This window comes from Streptomyces sp. NPDC039736, from assembly GCF_055596485.1.
The window spans coordinates 230,081-250,566 of record NZ_JBVIUQ010000002.1 but is presented as its reverse complement, the minus strand read 5'-3'; the positions used below and the strand labels follow the sequence as shown (position 1 = coordinate 250,566).

Sequence of the window (20,486 nt, the reverse complement as noted above, 5' to 3'; positions counted from 1 at the left end):
GTCACCAGACTAAAGGGCAGGGGCAAGCGGCAGGGGTTACCCGTCCCGAGGCGGCGGTCAGCCTTCCAGAGCCGCCGGCCGCCCCTCGCCGACCGGCTGCGTGGCGTCCAGGTGCGCCCAGACGACCAGCCGGTGGGTGCTGCCCCACTCGGGGTCGCAGGTGGTGAGGGTCAGATAGCGGCCCGGTCCGTCGAAGCCGGCCTTGCGCGGCACCGGATCGACGACGCCGACGTCACCGGGCACGGTCAGGTACGGCTTCTTCTGGACGCGGTACGTGAACCAGGTCGTCCCGTCGTTCACCACCACCGCGTCCCCGCGCCGCAGCCGGGGGAAGTCCTTGAAGGGGTCGCCGTACGTCCTGCGGTGGCCGGCGACGGCGAAGTTGCCGGTCCCGCCCGGCCGGGCGGTGCCCGCGTAGTGGCCCAGGCCCTTCTTCAGGGTGCCGGCGCCGGTGCCCTCCAGGACGGGCCAGTCCCACTGCCAGCCGAAGCGGGGCACGTACATCACGGCGAAGGGCTTGCCTTCTTCGTGGGCGGGCGCGATGCTCGGCTCCGTCGTACCGGCGGCAGCGGGCGCCGACGCCGGTGCGGGGGGACGCCGTGCCCACTCCTGCTCCAGGGAGTCGATCTGGCCGTCGGAGGCACCGGTGGCCTGTACACCGGTCCAGAAGAGCACGTAGCCGACGAACAGGACGATGAGCGCGCCCACGGTGACGCAGAGTTCGCTGAACGTCCTGACGACCAGTCGCACCGACCGTGGCACCGACACCGGGGAAGCCCCCTCCCGAGCCCCTACGGCTGTCGCACGGGCTTCGCGTAGTGGAGATCCACTGTGCCCGAGTAGCCCGGCAGAGTCACCGCCTCGCGCTCGTCGACTTTCCAGCCGAGTCCGTACGCCTTGACGTACAGCTGGTAGTTCTGGACGGCCCGGGAGGCGGTGAGGGACTGCTTGAGGCGGCCGCGGTCGCCGACGGCGGTGACCGTGTACGGGGGCGAGTAGACGCGGCCCTGGAGGATCAGGGTGTTGCCGACGCAGCGCACCGCGCTGGTGGAGATCAGACGCTGGTCCATGACCTGGATGCCCTGGGCGCCGCCCTGCCACAGGGCGTTGACGACGGCTTGGAGGTCCTGCTGGTGGATGACCAGGTCATTGGGGTGCGGCTTGGGGTAGCCGGGGTTGGCGGTGGCGCCGGGCGGGGCGTCGTTGAGGGTGACGGTGACGGCGTCGCCCGTCAGCTTCTTGGTCCCGGCGGCCTTCTCCAGCACGCCCAGCTTGGCGTCCTCGGCCCGGGTGCTGCCGTCGTCGCGCCGGGCGAGGGCGTCGACCTCGCTCCGCACGACACCGGTGGACTTCTCCAGCTCCTTGTTCTTGTCGCTGCGCTGCCGGGTGAGGTCGGAGAGCTTCAGCAGGGAGTCGTCCGTACGGATGTTGGTGCCCTTGGCGGTGTTGAAGCTGGTGACGAAGATGAGCCCGGCGAGGGCGAACACGGCGGCGGTCAACAGCCGTACGGGACGCAGGCCCGGACGTCGTACGGGCGGCCGGTCGGTGGACCTCTCCGGCACGCGTTGTGCGGGCTGCTCCGGAGAGTCGGCAGAATTGCTCATACCCTTATCTCCTTCCACGCCGCGGAAGCACTACGCTAACGGACGCCCGGGGGAGGCCGTGTTTCCCCTGTCGGCTCCCGCTTGTCCCCCGGCGTCACGCCACAGTTCCCTGCGCGGTAACGCAGCGCATCGACAGGAGAGTCCCTCGTGCCGAAGTCACGTATCCGCAAGAAGGCCGAATTCACGCCTCCGCCCGCCACGAAGAAGGCGACGGCGATCAAGCTGACCAACCGCAGCTGGGTCGCGCCGGTGATGCTGGCCCTGTTCCTGATCGGGCTCGCCTGGATCGTGCTGTTCTACGTGACCGAGGGCGACCTGCCGGTGCAGAGCCTGCAGAACTGGAACATCGTGGTCGGCTTCGGCTTCATCGCCGCCGGCTTCGGTGTCTCCACGCAGTGGAAGTAGGGGCTTGAGGGCTGGGGACGCGGGGCGCGCGAAGCACACGGGCACCTCGTTCCGCAAGCATTCCCCAGAGCTGTCCACAGCGTTATCCACACCTGAGGAAAAGTTATGACGATCTGTGGATAACTCTCACGGTGTTGACGCCAGTGTGATCGCATCCTCACTCCCCGCCCCGCTGACGCCCCTTGTCCTGGCCGGAAAAACCCAGCTCAGCGACGAGGGGCTCAGTTGTTCCCGCGTGAGCCCACAGCGTGCACAGCCATGGCCACGCGCTGTGGACAACACCCGTGGCACCGGGTGGGGAAGTCCTCCGCCCACAGCCCCTCAGGCGACCAGCGTCGCCGTTCTGACCAGCACCGTCACCAGCACGGCGACGAAGACCAGGCCCAGGGTCCCGGCCTGGACGAGGTTCCGCTTCTCCTTCGGCGCGTACACCAGGCCCAGCGCCAGCAGCAGGCCCCCGACGAGGCCGCCGATGTGCGCGGTCCACGAGATGCCGGGGACACCGAAGGTGATGATCAGGTTGATCACCAGCAGGGCGATGACCGGCCGCATGTCGTACTTCATGCGCTTCATCAGCACGGCGGTCGCACCGAACAGCCCGAAGATCGCCCCCGACGCACCCAGTGACAGGGCCTCGGGCGCGGAGACCGCGTAGGTCAGCGCGCTGCCCGCGAGCCCGGACAGCAGGTACAGGGCGAGGTAGCGGGTACGCCCCAGCGCCGCCTCCAGCGGGCCGCCGATCCACCACAGGCTGAGCATGTTGAACGCGATGTGCCAGACCTGCTGGTGCAGGAACATCGACGTGACCAGCCGGTACCACTCGCCAGCCGCCACGCCCTCGAACACCGGGTACGGCGGCGGAGGCCACGCCCCGACCAGGACGAGCTCACCGATGACGCGCTCTCCGGTCTCCGGAATCAGGGTGAGGCCGAACACCAGCAGGTTGATCGCGAGCAGGATCTTGGTGACCAGTCGCGGGTCGCCGCCGCGCACCACGCTGCCCACGACGTTGCGCGGCTGGTTCGCGCCGGGCGCGTGCCCCGTCCCCGAGCCGCCCCGCACACAGTCCGGGCACTGGAAGCCCACCGAGGCGCTGACCATGCAGTCGGGACAGATCGGCTTGTCGCACCGGGTGCACCGGATGGCGGTCTCCCGGCCGGGGTGCCGGTAGCAGTGCGCCACCGGGTCCTGCGCGTCGTCGGCGGGCTGGGGGTCCGGGCTCTTCGGCGGCTGCTCCATGCCGTCCATTGTCACGACTGCGCGCGGTGCCCGGCCACGGTCCCGGCGGTCATTCAGCGCTTCTCCACCAGGACGGTCTCCACGACGACGTCCGTCACGGGCCGTTCGGTGCGCGGGTTGCGCTCGGCGCGGGCGATCGCGTCGACGACCCGCTTGCTCGCCTCGTCGGCGACCTCGCCGAAGATCGTGTGCTTCCGGTTGAGCATCACGGTCGGCTCGACGGTGATGAAGAACTGCGATCCGTTGGTGCCGGGCCCGGCGTTCGCCATGGCGAGCAGGTAGGGCCTGTCGAAGCTGAGCTCGGGGTGGAACTCGTCCGCGAACTCGTACCCCGGGCCGCCCATTCCGTTGCCCAGCGGATCGCCGCCCTGAATCATGAACCCGCTGATCACCCGGTGGAAGATCGTTCCGTCGTACAGCCGGTCGGTGGTCTTCTCACCGGTGCCGGGGTGCGTCCACTCCCGTTCACCGCGGGCCAGTTCGACGAAGTTGCGGACCGTTCGGGGCGCGTGGTTCGGCAGCAGCCGGATGTCGATGTCGCCCTGGCTGGTCCTGAGAGTGGCGTAGAGCTGCTCGGCCACGGGTCTCCTCCGCTGAGTCCTGGTGGGCCCGCTGCGGTGCTTCAGCCGGGCGTGCGTCGATCCTCGCACGCCCCACCGGGTACGGGCCGGGTCCACCCCGTACCGACCGCTCGCCGACCGGCTTTCTTCGGACGAGTACCCCCGGAACCGGCGCGGGCGGCCGAGAAGCGTGGCATTGTCGTCGGCAGTTCCCCTTGAACCGTATTTGCCCCACCGTCTCCGTTCATGACCGTTCATGACCCGGATGCCCTTCCGCACATGCCGGGATCGGCCGTGCCGGGCATGATTTCGATTCGGGTGGAAAGGCGCATCAACGAAGCGCCACCGAGGAGGAGGATTTCCGTGACCCGTAAGGACAGCGTGCGCCACGCGACCAGTACGGCGAAGGACAGCGTGCGACACGCCGCCGAAGTGGTGGCGCCCTACGCGGGCACGGCCAAGGACACGGCCGTGCACTACGCGCACGAAGCCCGCACCAAGCTCGCCCCACGGGTTTCGCAGGCCACCCAGCAGGCAGCCGAGCAGGCCCGCGCACAGTACGGGGCGCACCTCGCCCCCCGTATCGAGCAGGCCCGCACCCATGTGCCGGCCCGGGTGGACGAAGCGGCCCACAAGGCGGCCGTACGCACCAGGCAGGCAGCCAAGCAGGCGGCGGACTACGCGGCGCCCCGCGTCGAGCAGGCCGTCGCCGCCGCACAGCCGGTGCGCGACGAGGCCGCGGCCCGCAGCGCGGCCGCTCTCGCCGCACTGCGCGGCCAGGTCTCCGCGAAGGAGGTCCAGAAGCTCGTGCGCAAGCAGGAGCGCCGGGCCCGTTCGGGGCGCCTCGCCAAGCGGTTGACGGTACTGGGCCTGCTGGCGGGCGGTGCTTTCGCCGCCTGGAAGTGGTGGGACAAGCAGGCCAACCCGGACTGGCTGGTCGAGCCCCCGGCGGCCACCGAGGTGCACGACCGCACCCCGCTGACCTCTGTCGACAGCAACGGCAAGGCCGTTCTTGACCCCGAGGTCGAGGCCAAGCAGGCCGAGGCGGAGGCCGCGGACCCCAAGGACCGCTGACCTCCTCCCGCACCGAGAAGACCCTCTGTCCCGTGACGCCACGGGCCGGGGGGTCTTGCTTGTGGCCTCTGCGGATGGGGAATCGGGGTCCGCTCAGGGGGCGACCGGCACGGGCCTGCGGTGTCGCGCAGGTCGGCGAAGGCAACGTGCCGGACGCGGTTGAGGGTGGCGAGGACCGCGAGGCGGGTCGAGTTCCAGGGCGGTGACCAGCCCGCCGTGCAGGCCGATGAGCGTGGCCCGCCCCCGGTGCGCCCGGTGCTTCGCTCCGTACCGCTGGAAACGGGCCCCGCCCACGCCGGACCATTGGACATTGCAATAGCGAATAGAGCTTCTCAGTGCTCGGGGTCTACCCCTCCTTCAACGCACGAAGGGACTGACCTGCCAGCAGTGGCGATCCCCAGGCGGTGACGAGCGACACTCCGTCCGGCCGTTTGCACAAGCATTTCGTGCCGCGCGCGAAAGGTTCTATGTGAGGGCGTTGGCACCGTGGTCCGTGTTCGAGGGGACGCCGAGTACGACGACGGCCACGCAGGCCGCCCCGGCTGTCTTCAGGGCGGCGGACGCGGTCCCATCCGGCCAGAACTGGGAAAGGAGCAGCCCCGCTCGGCGATCTCCTGCCGCAGCCGGACCGCTGATCACGGTGACACCGCGCCCCGCGAGTCCGCCGACGCTTGCACGCGCATGCGCCACACCCTCCGGCGTGGGCGCACGCATGCCCACCACAACGACCTCCAGCGCGTACCGGAGGCGGTGCACCCCGCCGAGCGGCCTAGCACGCGAAAACCCCACTGCCTGCGTTTCCGCAGCTCAGTGGGGTCTCGTCACGTGGAGCCTAGGAGATTCGAACTCCTGACATCTGCCTTGCAAAGGCAGCGCTCTACCAACTGAGCTAAGGCCCCGAAAAGGGATGCCGCGAACGCGCCGCACAGCGCGCGTCCACCGACGCACACCAGAGTAGCGGGTGACCCCCGCAATCCTGCAAACAGATTGGGACTCCCCGTCGGTGACCACTCTCCGTAAGATGCACCGCGAGGTTCGCAGCAGCGAAGGGGAGACGCAGATGGACGCAGCACAACAGGAAGCCTCGGCGCGGGCCAGAGAGCTTCAGCGCAGTTGGTACGGGGAGCCGTTGGGGGCGCTCTTCCGTCGGCTCATCGACGACCTGGGACTCAACCAGGCCCGGCTCGCGGCCGTGCTCGGCCTCTCCGCGCCCATGCTCTCCCAGCTCATGAGCGGCCAGCGCGCCAAGATCGGCAACCCCGCGGTGGTCCAGCGCGTCCAGGCCCTCCAGGAACTCGCCTCCCTGGTGGCCGACGGCAGCGTCAGCGCGGGGGAGGCCACGGACCGGATGGAAGAGATCAAGAAGTCCCAGGGCGGCTCCGTCCTGAGCACCACCAGCCAGTCCACGCCCAGCTCCGGTGCGCCCACCGTGCGCCGCGTGGTGCGCGAGATCCAGTCGCTGCTGCGCTCGGTGGCCGGGGCGGGCGACATCATCAACGCGGCGGACTCCCTCGCCGCCGACCACCCCGAGCTCGCCGAGTTCCTGCGGGTGTACGGCGCCGGGCGCACCGCCGAGGCCATCGCGCACTACGAGGCACACCAGAGCTGACGCGTCACCAGAACTACTGCGGACGGGGGCGGGCGGGGACCATGGGCGAGATCTTCGCGAACCGGTACGAACTGATCGACCCGATCGGACGCGGCGGGTCGGGAGCGGTGTGGCGCTCCTGGGACCACCGCCGCCGCCGTTACGTCGCGGCGAAGGTGCTCCAGCAGCGCGACGCCCACGCGCTGCTGCGCTTCGTCCGCGAGCAGGCCCTGCGCATCGACCATCCGCACGTCCTGGCGCCTGCCAGTTGGGCGGCGGACGACGATCAGGTCCTGTTCACGATGGACCTGGTGAACGGCGGCTCGCTCGCCCACCTCATCGGGGACTACGGCCCGCTCCCGCCCCGCTTCGTGTGCACCCTCCTCGACCAGTTGCTGTCCGGCCTCACCGCCCTCCACGCCGAGGAGGTCGTGCACCGGGACATCAAGCCCGCGAACATCCTCCTGGAGGCGACCGGCACGGGCCGGCCGCACCTGCGGCTGTCGGACTTCGGCATCGCCATCCGCAAGGGCGACGCCCGTCTGACCCAGACCGACTACGTCATCGGCACCCCCGGCTACCTCGCCCCCGAGCAGCTCCGGGGCTGCGAACCCGACTACCCCGCCGACCTCTACGCGGTCGGACTGGTCGGGCGCTACCTGCTCCAGGGCCGCAAGCCCGAGCCCGGAGAGCTCGCCGAGTGCTTCGCCCACGGCACCCCCGCCGCCCCCGAGGGGATTCCCGAGCCCCTGTGGCAGGTCGTCGCCGGACTGCTCAGGCCCGATCCGCAGGCACGGTTCCGTACCGCCACCGGCGCCCGCAAGGCGCTCACGGCGGCCGTGGAGCTGCTCCCGGAGCTCCCGGAGGACGACACGGGGCAGGACCCGGTAGAGGTCTTCGACCAGTTGGGCCCGCTGCCGCCGGGCTTCGGCCCCTCGGGCCCACAGCACCCCGGTCCGTCCAAGGCGCGTCAATCCTCCGGCCTCCCGGACCCGCGCCCCCGGACGTCGGACCCGCAGGGCCGCCCGACACCCGCCGTACCGGCTTCGGTGCCCCGCGCGACGACCGCACCGCAGTATGCCGTACCGGTGCCCGATCCGGCCCCGACCTCGACCCCGCCCCCGGACCGGGCCCGTACTTCCGCGTCCACCCCGACGCCGGCCCCCTCCCCGGCTCCCATACCCGCCCCGCACCCCGCGCCGCCCACACCGACCCCCGTGTCATCGACCGGCAGCTACCGCCTCGCTCCCCCGCCGCCGCAGCCCGCGCCCGCCGCCTTCCCACCGCCCGGAACGCCCCGGCCGTCCCCGAAGCGCACCGGGCCGCCCCCGAAGGTGACGGTCCCGGTCCTGCTGCTCGCGCTGGTCTGCTTCGCCGTGGGCATCTGGGCCCTGACCCAGACCTGATGCGGAGCAGCCGTCCGCACATGCGACCGGCACCGCTGAACCGCCCGCCCCCTCCTACCGGTCCGGGGGCGCCCCGTACCCGGACCCCATGGACCCCGGACCGGCCGCCCCCGCGCCCGCCCTCCGTCTGGCCAGCAAGGTCCACACCCCCAGCCCCAGGACCAGGACGCTCCCGGTGCCGATACCGGCCGCCGCGACGGCCCGCATCACCCCGCTCCGCTCGCTCCGCCCGTCCTGCCCGCCCGGCCGCGCCCTGTCCACTGCCTGGGGACCCCTCCCGGGGACGCCGAACTCCCGGGAGGCCGCCGCGTACGCCGGGCCGGCCTTCCGGCTGCCCTGCACCGCGACCCGGAGCGTCACCCCGTACGCCCCGTCGCCGAAAACGGTGCCCACCTCGGGGCTCAGGGTGACCCGCAGGTAGTACCAGCCCGCCAGCCGCATGCCGCCGACGCGGTCGGAGGAGTCGAAGCGGTTCTCGTACGCCACGGGCGGCAGCGGATCCAACGACACCGTCTTGAGCTCGCCGTCGTACAGCATCGAGTGGTGGCCCGCCACGAACGTCCGCGCGGGATTGTGCAGCGAGAACGCCAGCGCTCCGCCCACGATCCCCTTCCGGCCTCCCTCGGCGTTGTGCAGGCCGACGTCCGCTTGGATCTGCTGCCCCCAGTCGACGGGCACCCGGTAGAAGAGCGTCTGCCCGGGGGTGATCTCGTCGCGCCACTCCCCGCCGGCCAACGTCGAGGCGTCGTTGAAGCCGGTGCCGCCGTGCCGCTTGCGCGCACCACCCGTCGGCGGTCCGGGCGACGCACTGGGCCAGCTCCGCGGCGCCTCGGTCGGACCGGCCTTCTTCAGCCCCGGCTCGGCCTGGTGCCGGATCTCCAGTTCCCATGCCTCCCGCGAGGACGAAGCCTTGGTGGTGCGCTGCACCAGGACGTAGTAGACGCCCGCCGTCCCGCACCTGCGCGCGTCCGGCTCGATCAGCCGGGCGGCGGTGGCGCTCAGCGGACGCGGGTACGTCGCCGATCCGAAGTTCCTGGTCTGGCCCTGGTCACAGGGGTGGCTGCTCGCGTCGAGCACCGACACCTTGAGCCCGTCGGCGTAGTGGACGTCCGCGCCGGGCTTCGGCACCCCGACGGCCGAGACATGCGCGTTCGTCCTCGCGTCGAGATCCAGCCGGTAGTACCGCTTCTCGTCCGGCCCGATGCTGTCCCGGTACGTGTGCCCGGCCACCAGCGGGGGAGCGTCGGCCGTGCTCGACGTGGCCCGGACCCGCTCCGCTCCTTCGGCGAAGACATAGGGACCGGGCGCGGCCGCCGCGAAGGTCTGTCCCGGCAGACCGACGGCCGCGCAGAGCACTGCCGCCACCCCTCCGACGAGTACCCGCAACCGTCCGCGCCCCGAAGCCGGCCACCGCTCCCCGCCGTGCTGCCTTCTCACCACGCCGCCCCTCGCCCTCTCCGGACGGCCGTCGGCCGCCGCGACGATCCCAACGGACTCCGTGGGGCTCATCCTGCCCGGCCACACCAGCAGTGTCCGCTCATACGACCGATTAGCAGCCCTGGAAGCCCCTCTGCGAGCCTGGGAAGTGACGGCCCGCCAGGAACCCTTCCCCGCCTCGCGCATCGCCCACAGCCCGTTCCACCGCTTTTCGGCCGACCGGGCCGCACAGCCGAGACCAGGCGCGCGTTTCACGTGAAACACCGACCCATGTTTCACGTGAAACATCGACCACGCACCACCCAAAGGCCCGGGGTCCACCCAAAGGCCCGGACAGCACAAGACCCCGGCCGCTCGAAGCGGCCGGGGTCTTGCGTGGTGACTACTGGGGCTCACACACCCGAACCTGCGGGCACGGAGTCAGTCGCCTCCGTCCACAGATCCTGCTCGGCGCGATCCGCCTGGATCTGGCGGTACACGAGGAGCCCGCCAATGGCGGCCAGTGCGACCAGGAGAAGCTTCTTCACCGCGCTACCTCGTCTTTCCTTGACGTAGGAGACCTCTTGGCGGCCGACTATACACACCGGCCGATACCGATCGGTGACCTACCGGGGGGGTTCAAGTGCCGGATACACAAAACCGGTTGGCCCGGACGAGAATTACCTCGTCCGGGCCAACCGGCATCTGTGGGGCTAACAGGATTTGAACCTGTGGCCTCATCCTTATCAGGGATGCGCTCTAACCAACTGAGCTATAGCCCCGCCGCGCTCGCGCGCTGACTCCTGAAGATTAGCGCACGTGGGGCGCAGTCCCAAAATCGGTTCTCCGCCCCCCGCCACCAGCGCCTACTCGTCCTCGGCGAGCGTGAGCTCCACACCGCCCACGAAACCGGCCGACAGGTTGTAGATGAAGGCCCCCAGCGTCGCCAGGGCCGTCATCAGCACGACGTCGATCACGGCGATCACCGAGGTGAAGATCAGCACCCGCGGCAGCGACAGGAACGACTGGAGGTCGAACCCGCTGCTCTCGCCGGAACCGGCCGTCGAGCTGGTCGCCTCGCTGATCGTGCCGCCGACGGTCGCGAAGACGCCCATGGCGTCCATGACCATCCACAGCACGGCCGCCGCGATCACCGTGCAGACGCCCAGCGCGATCGACAGCAGGAAGCTCACCTTCATCACCGACCACGGGTCGGCCTTCGCCACCCGCAGCCGCGCCTTGCGCGTACGGGGCGTGGTCCGCGCACCCGTACGGGGCCGGCGCACGGCCCCCGTCTGACCGCCCTGCGTGCCGCCACCGCCCGCAGGAGGACGCTGACCGCCCTGGGTGGCCTCGCCGCCCTGCTGGCCGCCCTGCGGCGCCGGATACGCCTGCGGCGGGTTGTACGGCTGGGACCCCGGCCCCTGAGCCGGCTGCTCCCGCTCGCCGGGCAGCGGCCCGGCCGCGTACCCCTCATAACCCTGCTGGGGCTGCGGCCCCCGGGTGTCCGTCACAGTTCCCCCCTGGGAGTCCGCGGCAGAGCCACGGGCACCGGGTGCTGCAGGTGCGGAAGTTTTTCCTCCGGTGCCCGTGGCTCCACTCACGACCTACTCCTCGTGCTCCCCTGCCGAAGGCTCGGCGCCCTCGGCGACTTCGGTCGCGGCCGTGGCGGTGACCGCACCGTCCGCGTCGATCTCGGAGCCGTCGGCTCCGTCGACCTCTTCGGCCTCACGGCCGGCCTCGGCGTTGCGGGCGATGCCGACGACGGCGTCCCGCTTGCCCAGGTTGATCAGTTGGACGCCCATGGTGTCACGGCCCGTCTCCCTGACTTCGTTGACTCGCGTGCGAATCACACCACCGCCGAGGGTGATGGCGAGGATCTCATCCGTCTCCTCGACCACCAGCGCGCCCACGAGCGAGCCCCGGTCCTCCACGATCTTGGCTGCCTTGATGCCGAGACCGCCGCGGCCCTGGACGCGGTACTCGTCGACGGGAGTGCGCTTGGCGTACCCGCCGTCGGTTGCGGTGAAGACGAACGTACCGGGCCTGACCACATTCATCGAGAGCAGTTCGTCGCCCTCGCGGAAGCTCATGCCCTTCACACCGGACGTCGCTCGGCCCATCGGGCGCAGCGCGTCGTCCGTCGCGGTGAACCGGATCGACTGCGCCTTCCTGCTGACCAGCAGCAGGTCGTCCTCGGCCGACACCAGTTCGGCGCCGATCAGCTCGTCGTCGCTGCCGTCCGCGGTCTCCCGCAGGTTGATCGCGATGACACCACCCGAACGGGGTGAGTCGTAGTCCTTGAGCGACGTCTTCTTCACCAGGCCGCCCTTGGTGGCCAGGATCAGGTACGGCGCCGCGTCGTAGTCCCGGATCGCCAGGATCTGCGCGATCTTCTCGTCCGGCTGGAACGCGAGGAGGTTCGCCACGTGCTGGCCGCGCGCGTCCCTTCCGGCGTCGGGGAGCTCGTACGCCTTCGCCCGGTAGACCCGGCCCTTGTTCGTGAAGAACAGCAGCCAGTGGTGCGTGGTGGACACGAAGAAGTGGTCGACGATGTCGTCCTGCTTCAGCTTCGTGCCGCGGACGCCCTTGCCGCCGCGCTTCTGCGAGCGGTAGTCCTCGGTCTTCGTGCGCTTCACGTAGCCACCGTTGGTGATGGTGACGACGATGTCCTCCTCGGCGATCAGGTCCTCGATGGACATGTCGCCGTCGAAGGGCACCAGCTGGGAGCGCCGGTCGTCGCCGAACTTGTCGACGATGACGGCCAGTTCCTCGCTGACGATCGCGCGCTGGCGCTGCGGGGAGGCCAGGATCTCGTTGTACTCGTTGATCTTGGCCTGCAGCTCGTCGTGCTCCGCGACGATCTTCTGCCGCTCCAGGGCGGCCAGCCGGCGCAGCTGCATCTCCAGGATCGCGTTCGCCTGGATCTCGTCGATGGAGAGCAGGCCCATCAGGCCCTCACGGGCGATCTCGACCGTGTTCGAGCGGCGGATCAGCGCGATGACCTCGTCGATCGAGTCCAGCGCCTTGAGCAGGCCGCGCAGGATGTGCGCCCGCTCCTCCGCCTTGCGCAGGCGGAACTTCGTACGCCGGACGATGACCTCGATCTGGTGCGTCACCCAGTGGCGGATGAACGCGTCCAGCGACAGGGTGCGCGGCACACCGTCGACGAGCGCCAGCATGTTGGCGCCGAAGTTCGACTGCAGGTCGGTGTGCTTGTAGAGGTTGTTCAGCACGACCTTGGCGACCGCGTCGCGCTTGAGCACGATGACCAGGCGCTGACCGGTGCGCGAGGAGGTCTCGTCGCGCACGTCGGCGATGCCGCCGACCTTGCCGTCCTTCACCAGGTCGGCGATCTTCTGCGCCAGGTTGTCCGGGTTCGTCTGGTACGGGAGTTCCGTGACGACCAGGCACTGACGGTTCTGGATCTCCTCGACGGCCACCACGGCGCGCATCGTGATCGAGCCGCGGCCCGTCCGGTACGCCTCCTCGATGCCCTTGCGGCCCACCACCAGGGCGCCGGTCGGGAAGTCGGGGCCCTTGATGCGCTCCATGAGGGCGTCCAGGAGTTCCTCCTGCGAGGCCTCCGGGTTCTCCAGGCACCACTGGGCGCCGGCGGCGACCTCGCGCAGGTTGTGCGGCGGGATGTTCGTGGCCATGCCGACCGCGATGCCGGCGGAGCCGTTGACCAGCAGGTTCGGGAAACGCGACGGCAGGACCGTCGGCTCCTGGTTGCGGCCGTCGTAGTTGGCCGTGAAGTCGACGGTCTCCTCGTCGATGTCGCGGACCATCTCCATGGAGAGGTTCGCCATCTTGCACTCGGTGTAGCGCATGGCGGCCGCCGGGTCGTTGCCCGGGGAGCCGAAGTTGCCGTTGGAGGCCACCAGCGGCATCCGCATCGACCACGGCTGCGCCAGCCGCACCAGGGCGTCGTAGATCGAGGAGTCGCCGTGCGGGTGGTACGTGCCCATGACGTCACCGACGACGCGGGCGCACTTGTAGAAGCCCTTCTCGGGCCGGTAGCCGCCGTCGTACATCGCGTACAGCACACGGCGGTGCACGGGCTTCAGGCCGTCCCGCACGTCGGGCAGCGCCCGCGCCACGATGACGGACATCGCGTAGTCGAGGTACGACCGCTGCATCTCGGTCTCGAGCCCGACGGGCTCGATCCGTACGGTCTGATCCTCGGGAACAGGGGTGACAGGGGTGTTCTCGTCGGCCATTGCTGGTCAAAATCCTTTCGAAGCGGTCAGCGACGGACCGACTCAGATGTCGAGGAAGCGAACGTCCTTGGCGTTGCGCTGGATGAACGAGCGCCGCGCCTCGACGTCCTCACCCATCAGCACCGAGAACAGGTCGTCGGCCTGCGCCGCGTCGTCCAGGGTGACCTGGCCGAGCACACGGTGGTCGACGTCCATCGTGGTGATGCGCAGTTCCTCGGCATCCATCTCGCCGAGACCCTTGAAGCGCTGGAGGTCGCCCTCCTTGATGCGCTTGCCCTGCTGCTCGCCCGCCTCGCGGAGCGCGTCGCGCTCACGGTCGGAGTAGGCGTACTCGACGTGGTCGCGGCTCCACTTGAGCTTGTACAGCGGCGGACGCGACAGGTACACGTGCCCCGCCTCGACCAGCGGCCGCATGAAGCGGAACAGGAACGTCAGCAGCAGCGTGTTGATGTGCTGACCGTCGACGTCGGCGTCCGCCATCAGGATGATCTTGTGATAGCGGAGCTTCTCGATGTCGAAGTCCTCGTGCACACCGGTGCCGAAGGCGCTGATCAGCGCCTGGACCTCGGTGTTCTGCAGGATCTTGTCGATGCGCGCCTTCTCGACGTTCAGGATCTTGCCTCGGATCGGCAGAATGGCCTGGTACATCGGGTTGCGGCCGGACTTCGCCGAGCCGCCGGCGGAGTCGCCCTCGACGATGAAGATCTCGCACTTCGTCGGGTCGTTGGACTGGCAGTCGCTGAGCTTGCCCGGCAGCGACGCCGACTCCAGCAGCCCCTTGCGGCGGGTCAGGTCGCGCGCCTTGCGGGCGGCGACACGGGCCGTCGCGGCCTGGATCGCCTTGCGGACGATGTCCGCGGCCTCGTTCGGGTTGCGGTCGAACCAGTCGTTGAGGTGCTCGTGCACGACCTTCTGCACGAAGGTCTTGGCCTCGGTGTTGCCCAGCTTGGTCTTGGTCTGGCCCTCGAACTGCGGCTCGCCCAGCTTCACCGAGATGATCGCGGTCAGACCCTCGCGGATGTCCTCGCCCGCCAGGTTGTCGTCCTTCTCGCGCAGGAACTTCTTCTCCCGCGCGTACCGGTTGACCAGACCCGTCAGCGCCGCACGGAAGCCCTCCTCGTGCGTACCGCCCTCGTGCGTGTGGATCGTGTTCGCGAACGAGTACACGCCCTCGGTGTACTGCGAGTTCCACTGCATCGCGATCTCGACCGAGAGCATCCGCTCCCGGTCCTCCGCCTCGACGTCGATGACGGTCGGGTGGATGAGCTCGCCCTTGCGCGAGTTCAGGTACTTCACGAAGTCGACGATGCCGCCTTCGTAGTGGTACGTGACCGTGCGGACCTGCTCGTCGTCGACGGTCTCCGGGGTGTCCGCACCGGCGACGGCCTTCGCGGACTCCCGCTCGTCGGTGAGCTTGATGGTCAGTCCCTTGTTCAGGAACGCCATCTCCTGGAAACGCCGCGACAGCGTCTCGAAGGAGTACTCGGTGGTCTCGAAGATGTCCGGGTCGGCCCAGAACGTGACCGAGGTGCCGGTCTCCGTGGTGGCCTCGTGACGCTCCAACGGCGCGGTCGGGGCGCCCGCCTTGTACTCCTGCGTCCAGCGGTAGCCGTCCGTGCGGATCTCGACGGCCAGCTTGTACGACAGGGCGTTGACGACGGAGACGCCGACGCCGTGCAGACCGCCGGAGACCGCGTAGCCGCCGCCGCCGAACTTGCCGCCCGCGTGCAGCACGGTGAGCACGACCTCGACGGCCGGCTTCTTCTCCACCGGGTGGATGCCCACCGGGATGCCTCGGCCGTTGTCGATGACGCGCACGGCGCCGTCGGCCAGGATCGTGACGTCGATGGAGTCCGCGTGCCCGGCCAGGGCCTCGTCGACGGAGTTGTCGACGACCTCCTGCACCATGTGGTGCAGGCCACGCTCACCGGTTGAGCCGATGTACATGCCGGGGCGCTTGCGGACCGCGTCCAGGCCCTCGAGGACTGTGATCGCGCTGGCGTCGTACGACGAGGTGACCTCGGAGTTGGTGCCTCCCGAAGGAGTCACCTTCGCGGGGGTGACCTCGGCGTCCTCGCCTGCGGTGGACGGACTGATCTCGTTGGGGTTGCCGGAATCGGCCACGAAGCGCCCTTTCTGGCACAGCACAGGCCCATCCCCTGCCGTCGGCTGGGGGAATCCCCATCCCCAGGCAGGCAGGAGCGGCTGCGTCGTTCTGTGTGAGTCGACGTGCCCCGCGAAACAAGCGAGGACTAGCCACCAGTCTACCGGTAGCGCAGACATGAATGGGGGTTTGCCGGTACCTGAGTCCGCATGTGCCGCCCGGAACCGGGGCTGCCCGACTCCCCATATCCGGAGAGGGGCTCCAGGCGGCTCCAGAGGGCGTCCAGCGCTTCGGGCTGTCAACCACCCATCACCGTGAGGGACGCCTCACTCCCGCTATCCGGTTTCACGTGAAACATCCGCGTCATGTTTCACGTGAAACATGGACGCATCGGCTCTAGCCGTACGTGTCCCCGGGCCCCGTGCTGCCCGGTGCGCGGAGCGGCCCGTACCGGCGCTGGGGCGCGTTCGGCCCCTGGAGCACGATCCGGCGCACGGTGTCCCGGCCCAGCTCCCCGTTCAAGCGGCGCAGCAGGTCGGGGACCATCCACTTCAGCTGGGTCGCCCACGCCGTCGAGTCGCACCGCACCACCAGGACCCGCTCGTCCTCGTCGTACTTCAGCGGCTCCGAGTGCTGCGCGTTCTCGGGGCCCACGATGTCCTTCCAGCGCCCCATCACCCCGCTGACCGCGATCGGCATCTCCCAGCCGCGCTCGGTCTTCAGCCGGTCCAGCGCCACCCCCAGCTTCAAGGGGTCCCGGCCGTCGGCTCCCGCACCCGACCGGATGCTGCCGCCCCGTCGTACCGTCTTCTTCTGCTGGGCCATCGCCCCGCGCGCCCTCGCCTGCTCCTTGGCCGCCGCCAGGGCCTGCCGGGCGAGGTCCACCCCCGAGGACTCCGGAGGCGCGGGCTTCTTCTTCTCGTCACTCACAGCCGGGTCACCTCGCCGTCGGCCACCGCGTGCCGGACCCCCGAGAGCACACCCGGAACGTCGTCGTCCACGGCCGCCGTCACCAGCACCTGCTCACCGGGGGCCACCAGCTCCGCCAGCCGCTCCCGCCGCCGCACGTCCAGCTCGGCGAAGACGTCGTCCAGGACGAGCACGGGCTCGTTGCCCTCGGCGCGCAGCAGGTCGTACGAGGCGAGCCGCAGCGCCAGCGCGTACGACCAGGACTCCCCGTGACTCGCGTAGCCCTTGGCGGGCAGTTGCCCCAGCTTGAGCAGGAGGTCGTCCCGGTGCGGGCCGACCAGGGTCACCCCCCGCTCGATCTCCTGCTTGCGCGCCTCGGCGAGTGCCGCGAGCAGCAGACCGTAGAGCTCCTCGCGGGTCTGTCCCTGGCCGGGCGCCGAGCTGCGGTACTCCAGCAGCAGCGGGCCGCCGCCGGGGGCGAGTTGCTCGTACGCCTTGTCGGCCAGCGGCTGGAGCGTGGCGACCAGGTCGAGGCGCTGGGCGAGCAGCTCGGCGCCGGCCTTGGCCAAGTGCTGGTCCCACACGTCGATGGTGGACATGTCCATGGACCGGCCGCCGTGCCGCCGTGCCATCGCCGCCGACTTGAGGAGGGTGTTGCGCTGCCTGAGGACGCGTTCGTAGTCGGAGCGCACCCCGGCCATGCGCGGGGAACGCGCGGTGACCAGCTCATCCAGGAACTTCCGGCGCTCGCCGGGGTCGCCCTTCACCAGAGCCAGGTCCTCGGGCGCGAACAGCACCGTTCGTACGATGCCCAGCACGTCCCGGGGCCTGACCTGCGAGGACCTGTTGATGCGGGCCCGGTTGGCCCGGCCGGGATTCAGCTCCAGCTCTACCAGCTGCGAGCGCTCGCCCTGGGTGACGGCGGCCCGGATCACGGCGCGTTCGGCGCCCATCCGCACCAGGGGCGCGTCCGAGGAGACCCGGTGGCTGCCGAGGGTGGCCAGGTAGCCGATCGCCTCGACGAGATTGGTCTTGCCCTGCCCGTTCGCCCCCACGAAAGCAGTGACGCCCGGGTCGAGAGGAACTTCGACCCGGGCGTACGAGCGGAAGTCGGCCAGCGACAGATGCGTGACGTGCATGGTGGTGCGCCGACCTTCCCCCGACCGCGCTTACTTCTTGTTGGACTCGACCGCGTGGCCGCCGAACTGGTTGCGCAGCGCGGCGATCATCTTCATCTGCGGGGAGTCGTCCTGACGCGAGGCGAAGCGTGCGAACAGGGAGGCGGTGATCGCGGGCAGCGGCACGGCGTTGTCGATGGCGGCCTCGACGGTCCAGCGGCCCTCGCCGGAGTCGGCGGCGTAGCCGCGCAGGCCCTCCAGGTGCTCGTCGTCGTCGAGCGCGTTGACCGCGAGGTCCAGCAGCCAGGAACGGATGACCGTGCCCTCCTGCCAGGAGCGGAAGACCTCGCGCACGTCGGTGACGGAGTCGACCTTCTCCAGCAGCTCCCAGCCCTCGGCGTAGGCCTGCATCATGGCGTACTCGATGCCGTTGTGGACCATCTTCGCGAAGTGGCCGGCACCGACCTTGCCCGCGTGCACCGAGCCGAAGTCACCCTCGGGCTTGAGGGCGTCGAAGACCGGCTGGACCTTCGCGACGTCGTCGGCGTCGCCGCCGTACATCAGCGCGTAGCCGTTCTCCAGGCCCCAGACGCCGCCGGAGACGCCGCAGTCGACGAAGCCGATGCCCTTGGCCTTCAGCTCCTCGGCGTGCTTCTCGTCGTCCGTCCAGCGCGAGTTCCCGCCGTCGACGACGACGTCGCCGGGGGAGAGCAGCTCGCCCAGGGCGTCGATCGTCGACTGGGTGGCGTCACCCGCGGGGACCATGACCCACACGACGCGCGGGCCCTTGAGCTTGCCCACAAGCTCTTCCAGGCTGTGGACGTCCGCGACGTCCGCGTTGCGGTCGTAACCGATGACGGTGTGGCCTGCGCGGCGGATGCGCTCGCGCATGTTGCCGCCCATCTTGCCGAGGCCGACGAGACCGAGCTCCATCAGAAGATTCCTTTAGCTTCGAGGCGATTCGTACCCGGGTCCGAGCCTACGCCCGGCGTGTGCGGATGGCCCGAGGGGCACGTGAGGCCCGGCGCCACCTGGGCTCCGGGCCTGCACGGCACTGCTGAGCGGTCAGCCGGACAGACGCACCGGCATGATCAGGTACTTGTACGCGTCGTCCGCCTCGGCGTCCGCGGCCGGGCGGCCGCTGAGCAGCGCCGGCTTGGTGGACGTGGTGAACGAGAGCTGGGCGACGGGGGAGTCGATCGCGCTCAGGCCGTCCAGCAGGAACGTCGGGTTGAAGGCGATCGAGATGTCGTCGCCGTCGAGGTTGGCGTCGACGCGCTCCACAGCCTGTGCGTCGTCGCTGGAGCCCGCTTCGAGGATCAGGACGCCCTGCTCGAAGGTCAGCCGGACCGGAGTGTTGCGCTCGGCGACCAGCGCGACGCGCTTGACGGCCTCGACGAACGAGGCGGTCTCGATGACGGCCACCGAGTTGAACTCGGTCGGGAACAGCGTCCGGTACTTCGGCAGGTCGCCTTCGAGCAGACGGGTCGTCGTACGCCGGCCGGCGCCCTCGAAGCCGATCAGGCCCTCACCGGCACCGGAGCCCGACAGCGCGATCGTGACCGTGTCTCCGCTGGTCAGGGACTTGGCGGTGTCCAGGAGCGTCTTGGCGGGCACCAGGGCGACCGCGGAGGCCTCCGGGTCCTCCGGCTTCCACAGGAACTCGCGGACCGCGAAGCGGTAGCGGTCGGTGGAGGCCAGCGTGACCGTGTCGCCCTCGATCTCGATGCGCACGCCGGTCAGCACGGGCAGCGTGTCGTCGCGGCCGGCGGCGATGGCCACCTGGGCGGCGGCGGAGGCGAAGACCTCACCGGGGACGGTGCCCGTGGCGGTCGGCATCTGCGGCAGCGCCGGGTACTCCTCCACAGGGAGGGTGTGGAGGGTGAACCGCGAGGAGCCGCAGGCCACGGTCGCCCGTACACCGTCTGTGGAAATCTCCACCGGGCGGTTGGGGAGGGCCCGGCAGATGTCGGCGAGCAGACGTCCCGACACCAGGACGGTGCCGTCCTCCTCGATCTCGGCGTCCACAGACACCCGGGCCGAGACCTCGTAGTCGAAGCCGGAGAGGCTCAGCGCGCCCTCCTCGGCCTTCAGCAGAAGGCCCGCGAGGACGGGCACCGGCGGACGGGCCGGGAGGCTGCGGGCCGTCCAGGCCACCGCCTCCGCGAGTACATCGCGCTCCACCCGGATCTTCACCGGAACCGCCTCCTGCTGTTGCTGGCTCGCCCTGCTGGCTTTCGTCGTCTGGATCGGTGTCCCCCTGCCGTCGGCGGGGGAGGTTCACCGGGGACCAGTCTGACGCACGCCACCGACACTCGGTGCTGCCGCCGGTCAAGTCGGGCCGGGAGCGGCCTGGAGGGTCCGGGCCGAGTTGTACACAGGGCCTTCTTCTTTGCGGATTCCGGGCTCTCTCTGAGTGGGAGTAGTAGTAGGGCCTGTGGAAACCGTGGATAACCCCGTTTCCGCAGCTCAGACCTACTTTTTTGTCCACTGACCCTGTGGGTGGCGCCCGTGGACAACTCGCCTGTTCTGTGGACGGCGCGAAGTTCTGCACACCCGATGCACAGGCAGGGGCCACTTCCCCACAGCTGCGTCCCCAGCTTTACCCACGTTCCCCACAGCCCAATCGGCCTCCTTGGTGTGACGCCTTTCACTCGACCCGGTGAAAAGGGGTGTCGCGTTGCCGAACAGTGGACAGCGGTGTGGAGAAGTTGGGGACAAGGCGGCTCAGCCTGTGGGCCGCCCGTGGACAACCTCGCTGGACCCCTGTGGAGGAAAACTTTGTCCACAGCCTGTGGATTATTGTTTGCCACAATTCCACAAGCACCTGACCTGGGGTG

Annotated in this window: 17 protein-coding genes and 2 tRNA genes; 4 read left to right on the top strand and 15 right to left on the bottom strand. The window is 69.8% G+C overall.

The genetic code is table 11. The features are described from left to right. Positions 1–57: 57 nt before the first annotated feature. Positions 58–768 carry a class E sortase gene (locus ACZ56L_RS06065; RefSeq protein WP_471062074.1) on the bottom strand — a complete coding sequence of 237 codons (711 nt, stop codon included), beginning with the start codon at positions 766–768 and terminating at the stop codon, positions 58–60. Positions 769–791: 23 nt separating this feature from the next. Beyond that, positions 792–1,604 (bottom strand): DUF881 domain-containing protein, encoded by an 813-nt coding sequence (locus tag ACZ56L_RS06060; protein WP_401755148.1) that lies wholly within the window; start codon positions 1,602–1,604, stop codon positions 792–794. A 147-nt stretch (positions 1,605–1,751) separates the two neighbouring features. Here ACZ56L_RS06060 and crgA point away from each other — a divergent pair, with 147 nt between their 5' ends. Continuing rightward, the gene (gene crgA / locus ACZ56L_RS06055) at positions 1,752–2,009 is read left to right on the top strand and encodes a cell division protein CrgA (RefSeq protein WP_345220947.1); all 258 of its coding nucleotides are present in this window, start codon (positions 1,752–1,754) and stop codon (positions 2,007–2,009) included. 321 nt (positions 2,010–2,330) lie between these two features. On the opposite strand, the gene ACZ56L_RS06050 is transcribed toward crgA, so the two are convergent. Further along, the gene (locus tag ACZ56L_RS06050; protein ID WP_345220945.1) at positions 2,331–3,248 is read right to left on the bottom strand and encodes a rhomboid family intramembrane serine protease; all 918 of its coding nucleotides are present in this window, start codon (positions 3,246–3,248) and stop codon (positions 2,331–2,333) included. 53 nt (positions 3,249–3,301) lie between these two features. Continuing rightward, complete coding sequence (locus tag ACZ56L_RS06045) at positions 3,302–3,829, bottom strand: peptidylprolyl isomerase (protein WP_468688332.1); 528 nt, start codon at positions 3,827–3,829, stop codon at positions 3,302–3,304. 342 nt (positions 3,830–4,171) lie between these two features. Here ACZ56L_RS06045 and ACZ56L_RS06040 point away from each other — a divergent pair, with 342 nt between their 5' ends. Then, complete coding sequence (locus tag ACZ56L_RS06040) at positions 4,172–4,882, top strand: DUF5324 family protein (protein WP_345220940.1); 711 nt, start codon at positions 4,172–4,174, stop codon at positions 4,880–4,882. An 826-nt stretch (positions 4,883–5,708) separates the two neighbouring features. Here the strand turns inward: ACZ56L_RS06040 and ACZ56L_RS06035 are convergent. Beyond that, positions 5,709–5,781 (bottom strand) — tRNA-Ala (locus ACZ56L_RS06035). A 161-nt stretch (positions 5,782–5,942) separates the two neighbouring features. Here ACZ56L_RS06035 and ACZ56L_RS06030 point away from each other — a divergent pair. Both ACZ56L_RS06030 and ACZ56L_RS06025 read left to right on the top strand, forming a co-directional pair. Then, positions 5,943–6,491, top strand: a complete 549-nt coding sequence (locus ACZ56L_RS06030) for a helix-turn-helix domain-containing protein (RefSeq protein ID WP_345220938.1) — start codon at positions 5,943–5,945, stop codon at positions 6,489–6,491. A 41-nt stretch (positions 6,492–6,532) separates the two neighbouring features. After that, positions 6,533–7,876 carry a serine/threonine-protein kinase gene (locus ACZ56L_RS06025; protein ID WP_471062067.1) on the top strand — a complete coding sequence of 448 codons (1,344 nt, stop codon included), beginning with the start codon at positions 6,533–6,535 and terminating at the stop codon, positions 7,874–7,876. 54 nt (positions 7,877–7,930) lie between these two features. On the opposite strand, the gene ACZ56L_RS06020 is transcribed toward ACZ56L_RS06025, so the two are convergent. The 10 genes from ACZ56L_RS06020 to dnaN all read right to left on the bottom strand — a co-directional run bounded on the left by ACZ56L_RS06020 (position 7,931) and on the right by dnaN (position 19,842). Then, positions 7,931–9,241, bottom strand: coding sequence for a hypothetical protein (locus tag ACZ56L_RS06020; protein WP_471062064.1), 1,311 nt, complete (start codon positions 9,239–9,241; stop codon positions 7,931–7,933). 464 nt (positions 9,242–9,705) lie between these two features. Beyond that, entirely contained in the window at positions 9,706–9,840 is a 135-nt protein-coding gene (locus tag ACZ56L_RS06015; protein ID WP_003958712.1) for a DLW-39 family protein, read from the bottom strand. Between the two features lie 160 nt (positions 9,841–10,000). Beyond that, positions 10,001–10,074, bottom strand: a tRNA-Ile gene (locus ACZ56L_RS06010). Between the two features lie 84 nt (positions 10,075–10,158). Further along, complete coding sequence (locus ACZ56L_RS06005; protein ID WP_345220932.1) at positions 10,159–10,806, bottom strand: DUF3566 domain-containing protein; 648 nt, start codon at positions 10,804–10,806, stop codon at positions 10,159–10,161. Between the two features lie 93 nt (positions 10,807–10,899). Continuing rightward, positions 10,900–13,515, bottom strand: a complete 2,616-nt coding sequence (gyrA, locus tag ACZ56L_RS06000) for a DNA gyrase subunit A (RefSeq protein ID WP_345220930.1) — start codon at positions 13,513–13,515, stop codon at positions 10,900–10,902. A gap of 42 nt (positions 13,516–13,557) precedes the next feature. Beyond that, positions 13,558–15,663 carry a DNA topoisomerase (ATP-hydrolyzing) subunit B gene (gyrB, locus tag ACZ56L_RS05995; protein ID WP_345220928.1) on the bottom strand — a complete coding sequence of 702 codons (2,106 nt, stop codon included), beginning with the start codon at positions 15,661–15,663 and terminating at the stop codon, positions 13,558–13,560. A 352-nt stretch (positions 15,664–16,015) separates the two neighbouring features. Beyond that, entirely contained in the window at positions 16,016–16,549 is a 534-nt protein-coding gene (locus ACZ56L_RS05990) for a DciA family protein (protein ID WP_401755167.1), read from the bottom strand. Continuing rightward, entirely contained in the window at positions 16,546–17,667 is a 1,122-nt protein-coding gene (gene recF / locus ACZ56L_RS05985; RefSeq protein WP_468688342.1) for a DNA replication/repair protein RecF, read from the bottom strand. Before recF ends, ACZ56L_RS05990 begins: the two co-directional genes overlap by 4 nt. A gap of 30 nt (positions 17,668–17,697) precedes the next feature. Further along, the gene (gnd, locus tag ACZ56L_RS05980; RefSeq protein WP_345220922.1) at positions 17,698–18,579 is read right to left on the bottom strand and encodes a phosphogluconate dehydrogenase (NAD(+)-dependent, decarboxylating); all 882 of its coding nucleotides are present in this window, start codon (positions 18,577–18,579) and stop codon (positions 17,698–17,700) included. Positions 18,580–18,711: 132 nt separating this feature from the next. Beyond that, the gene (dnaN, locus tag ACZ56L_RS05975; RefSeq protein ID WP_345220919.1) at positions 18,712–19,842 is read right to left on the bottom strand and encodes a DNA polymerase III subunit beta; all 1,131 of its coding nucleotides are present in this window, start codon (positions 19,840–19,842) and stop codon (positions 18,712–18,714) included. Positions 19,843–20,486: the final 644 nt, after the last annotated feature.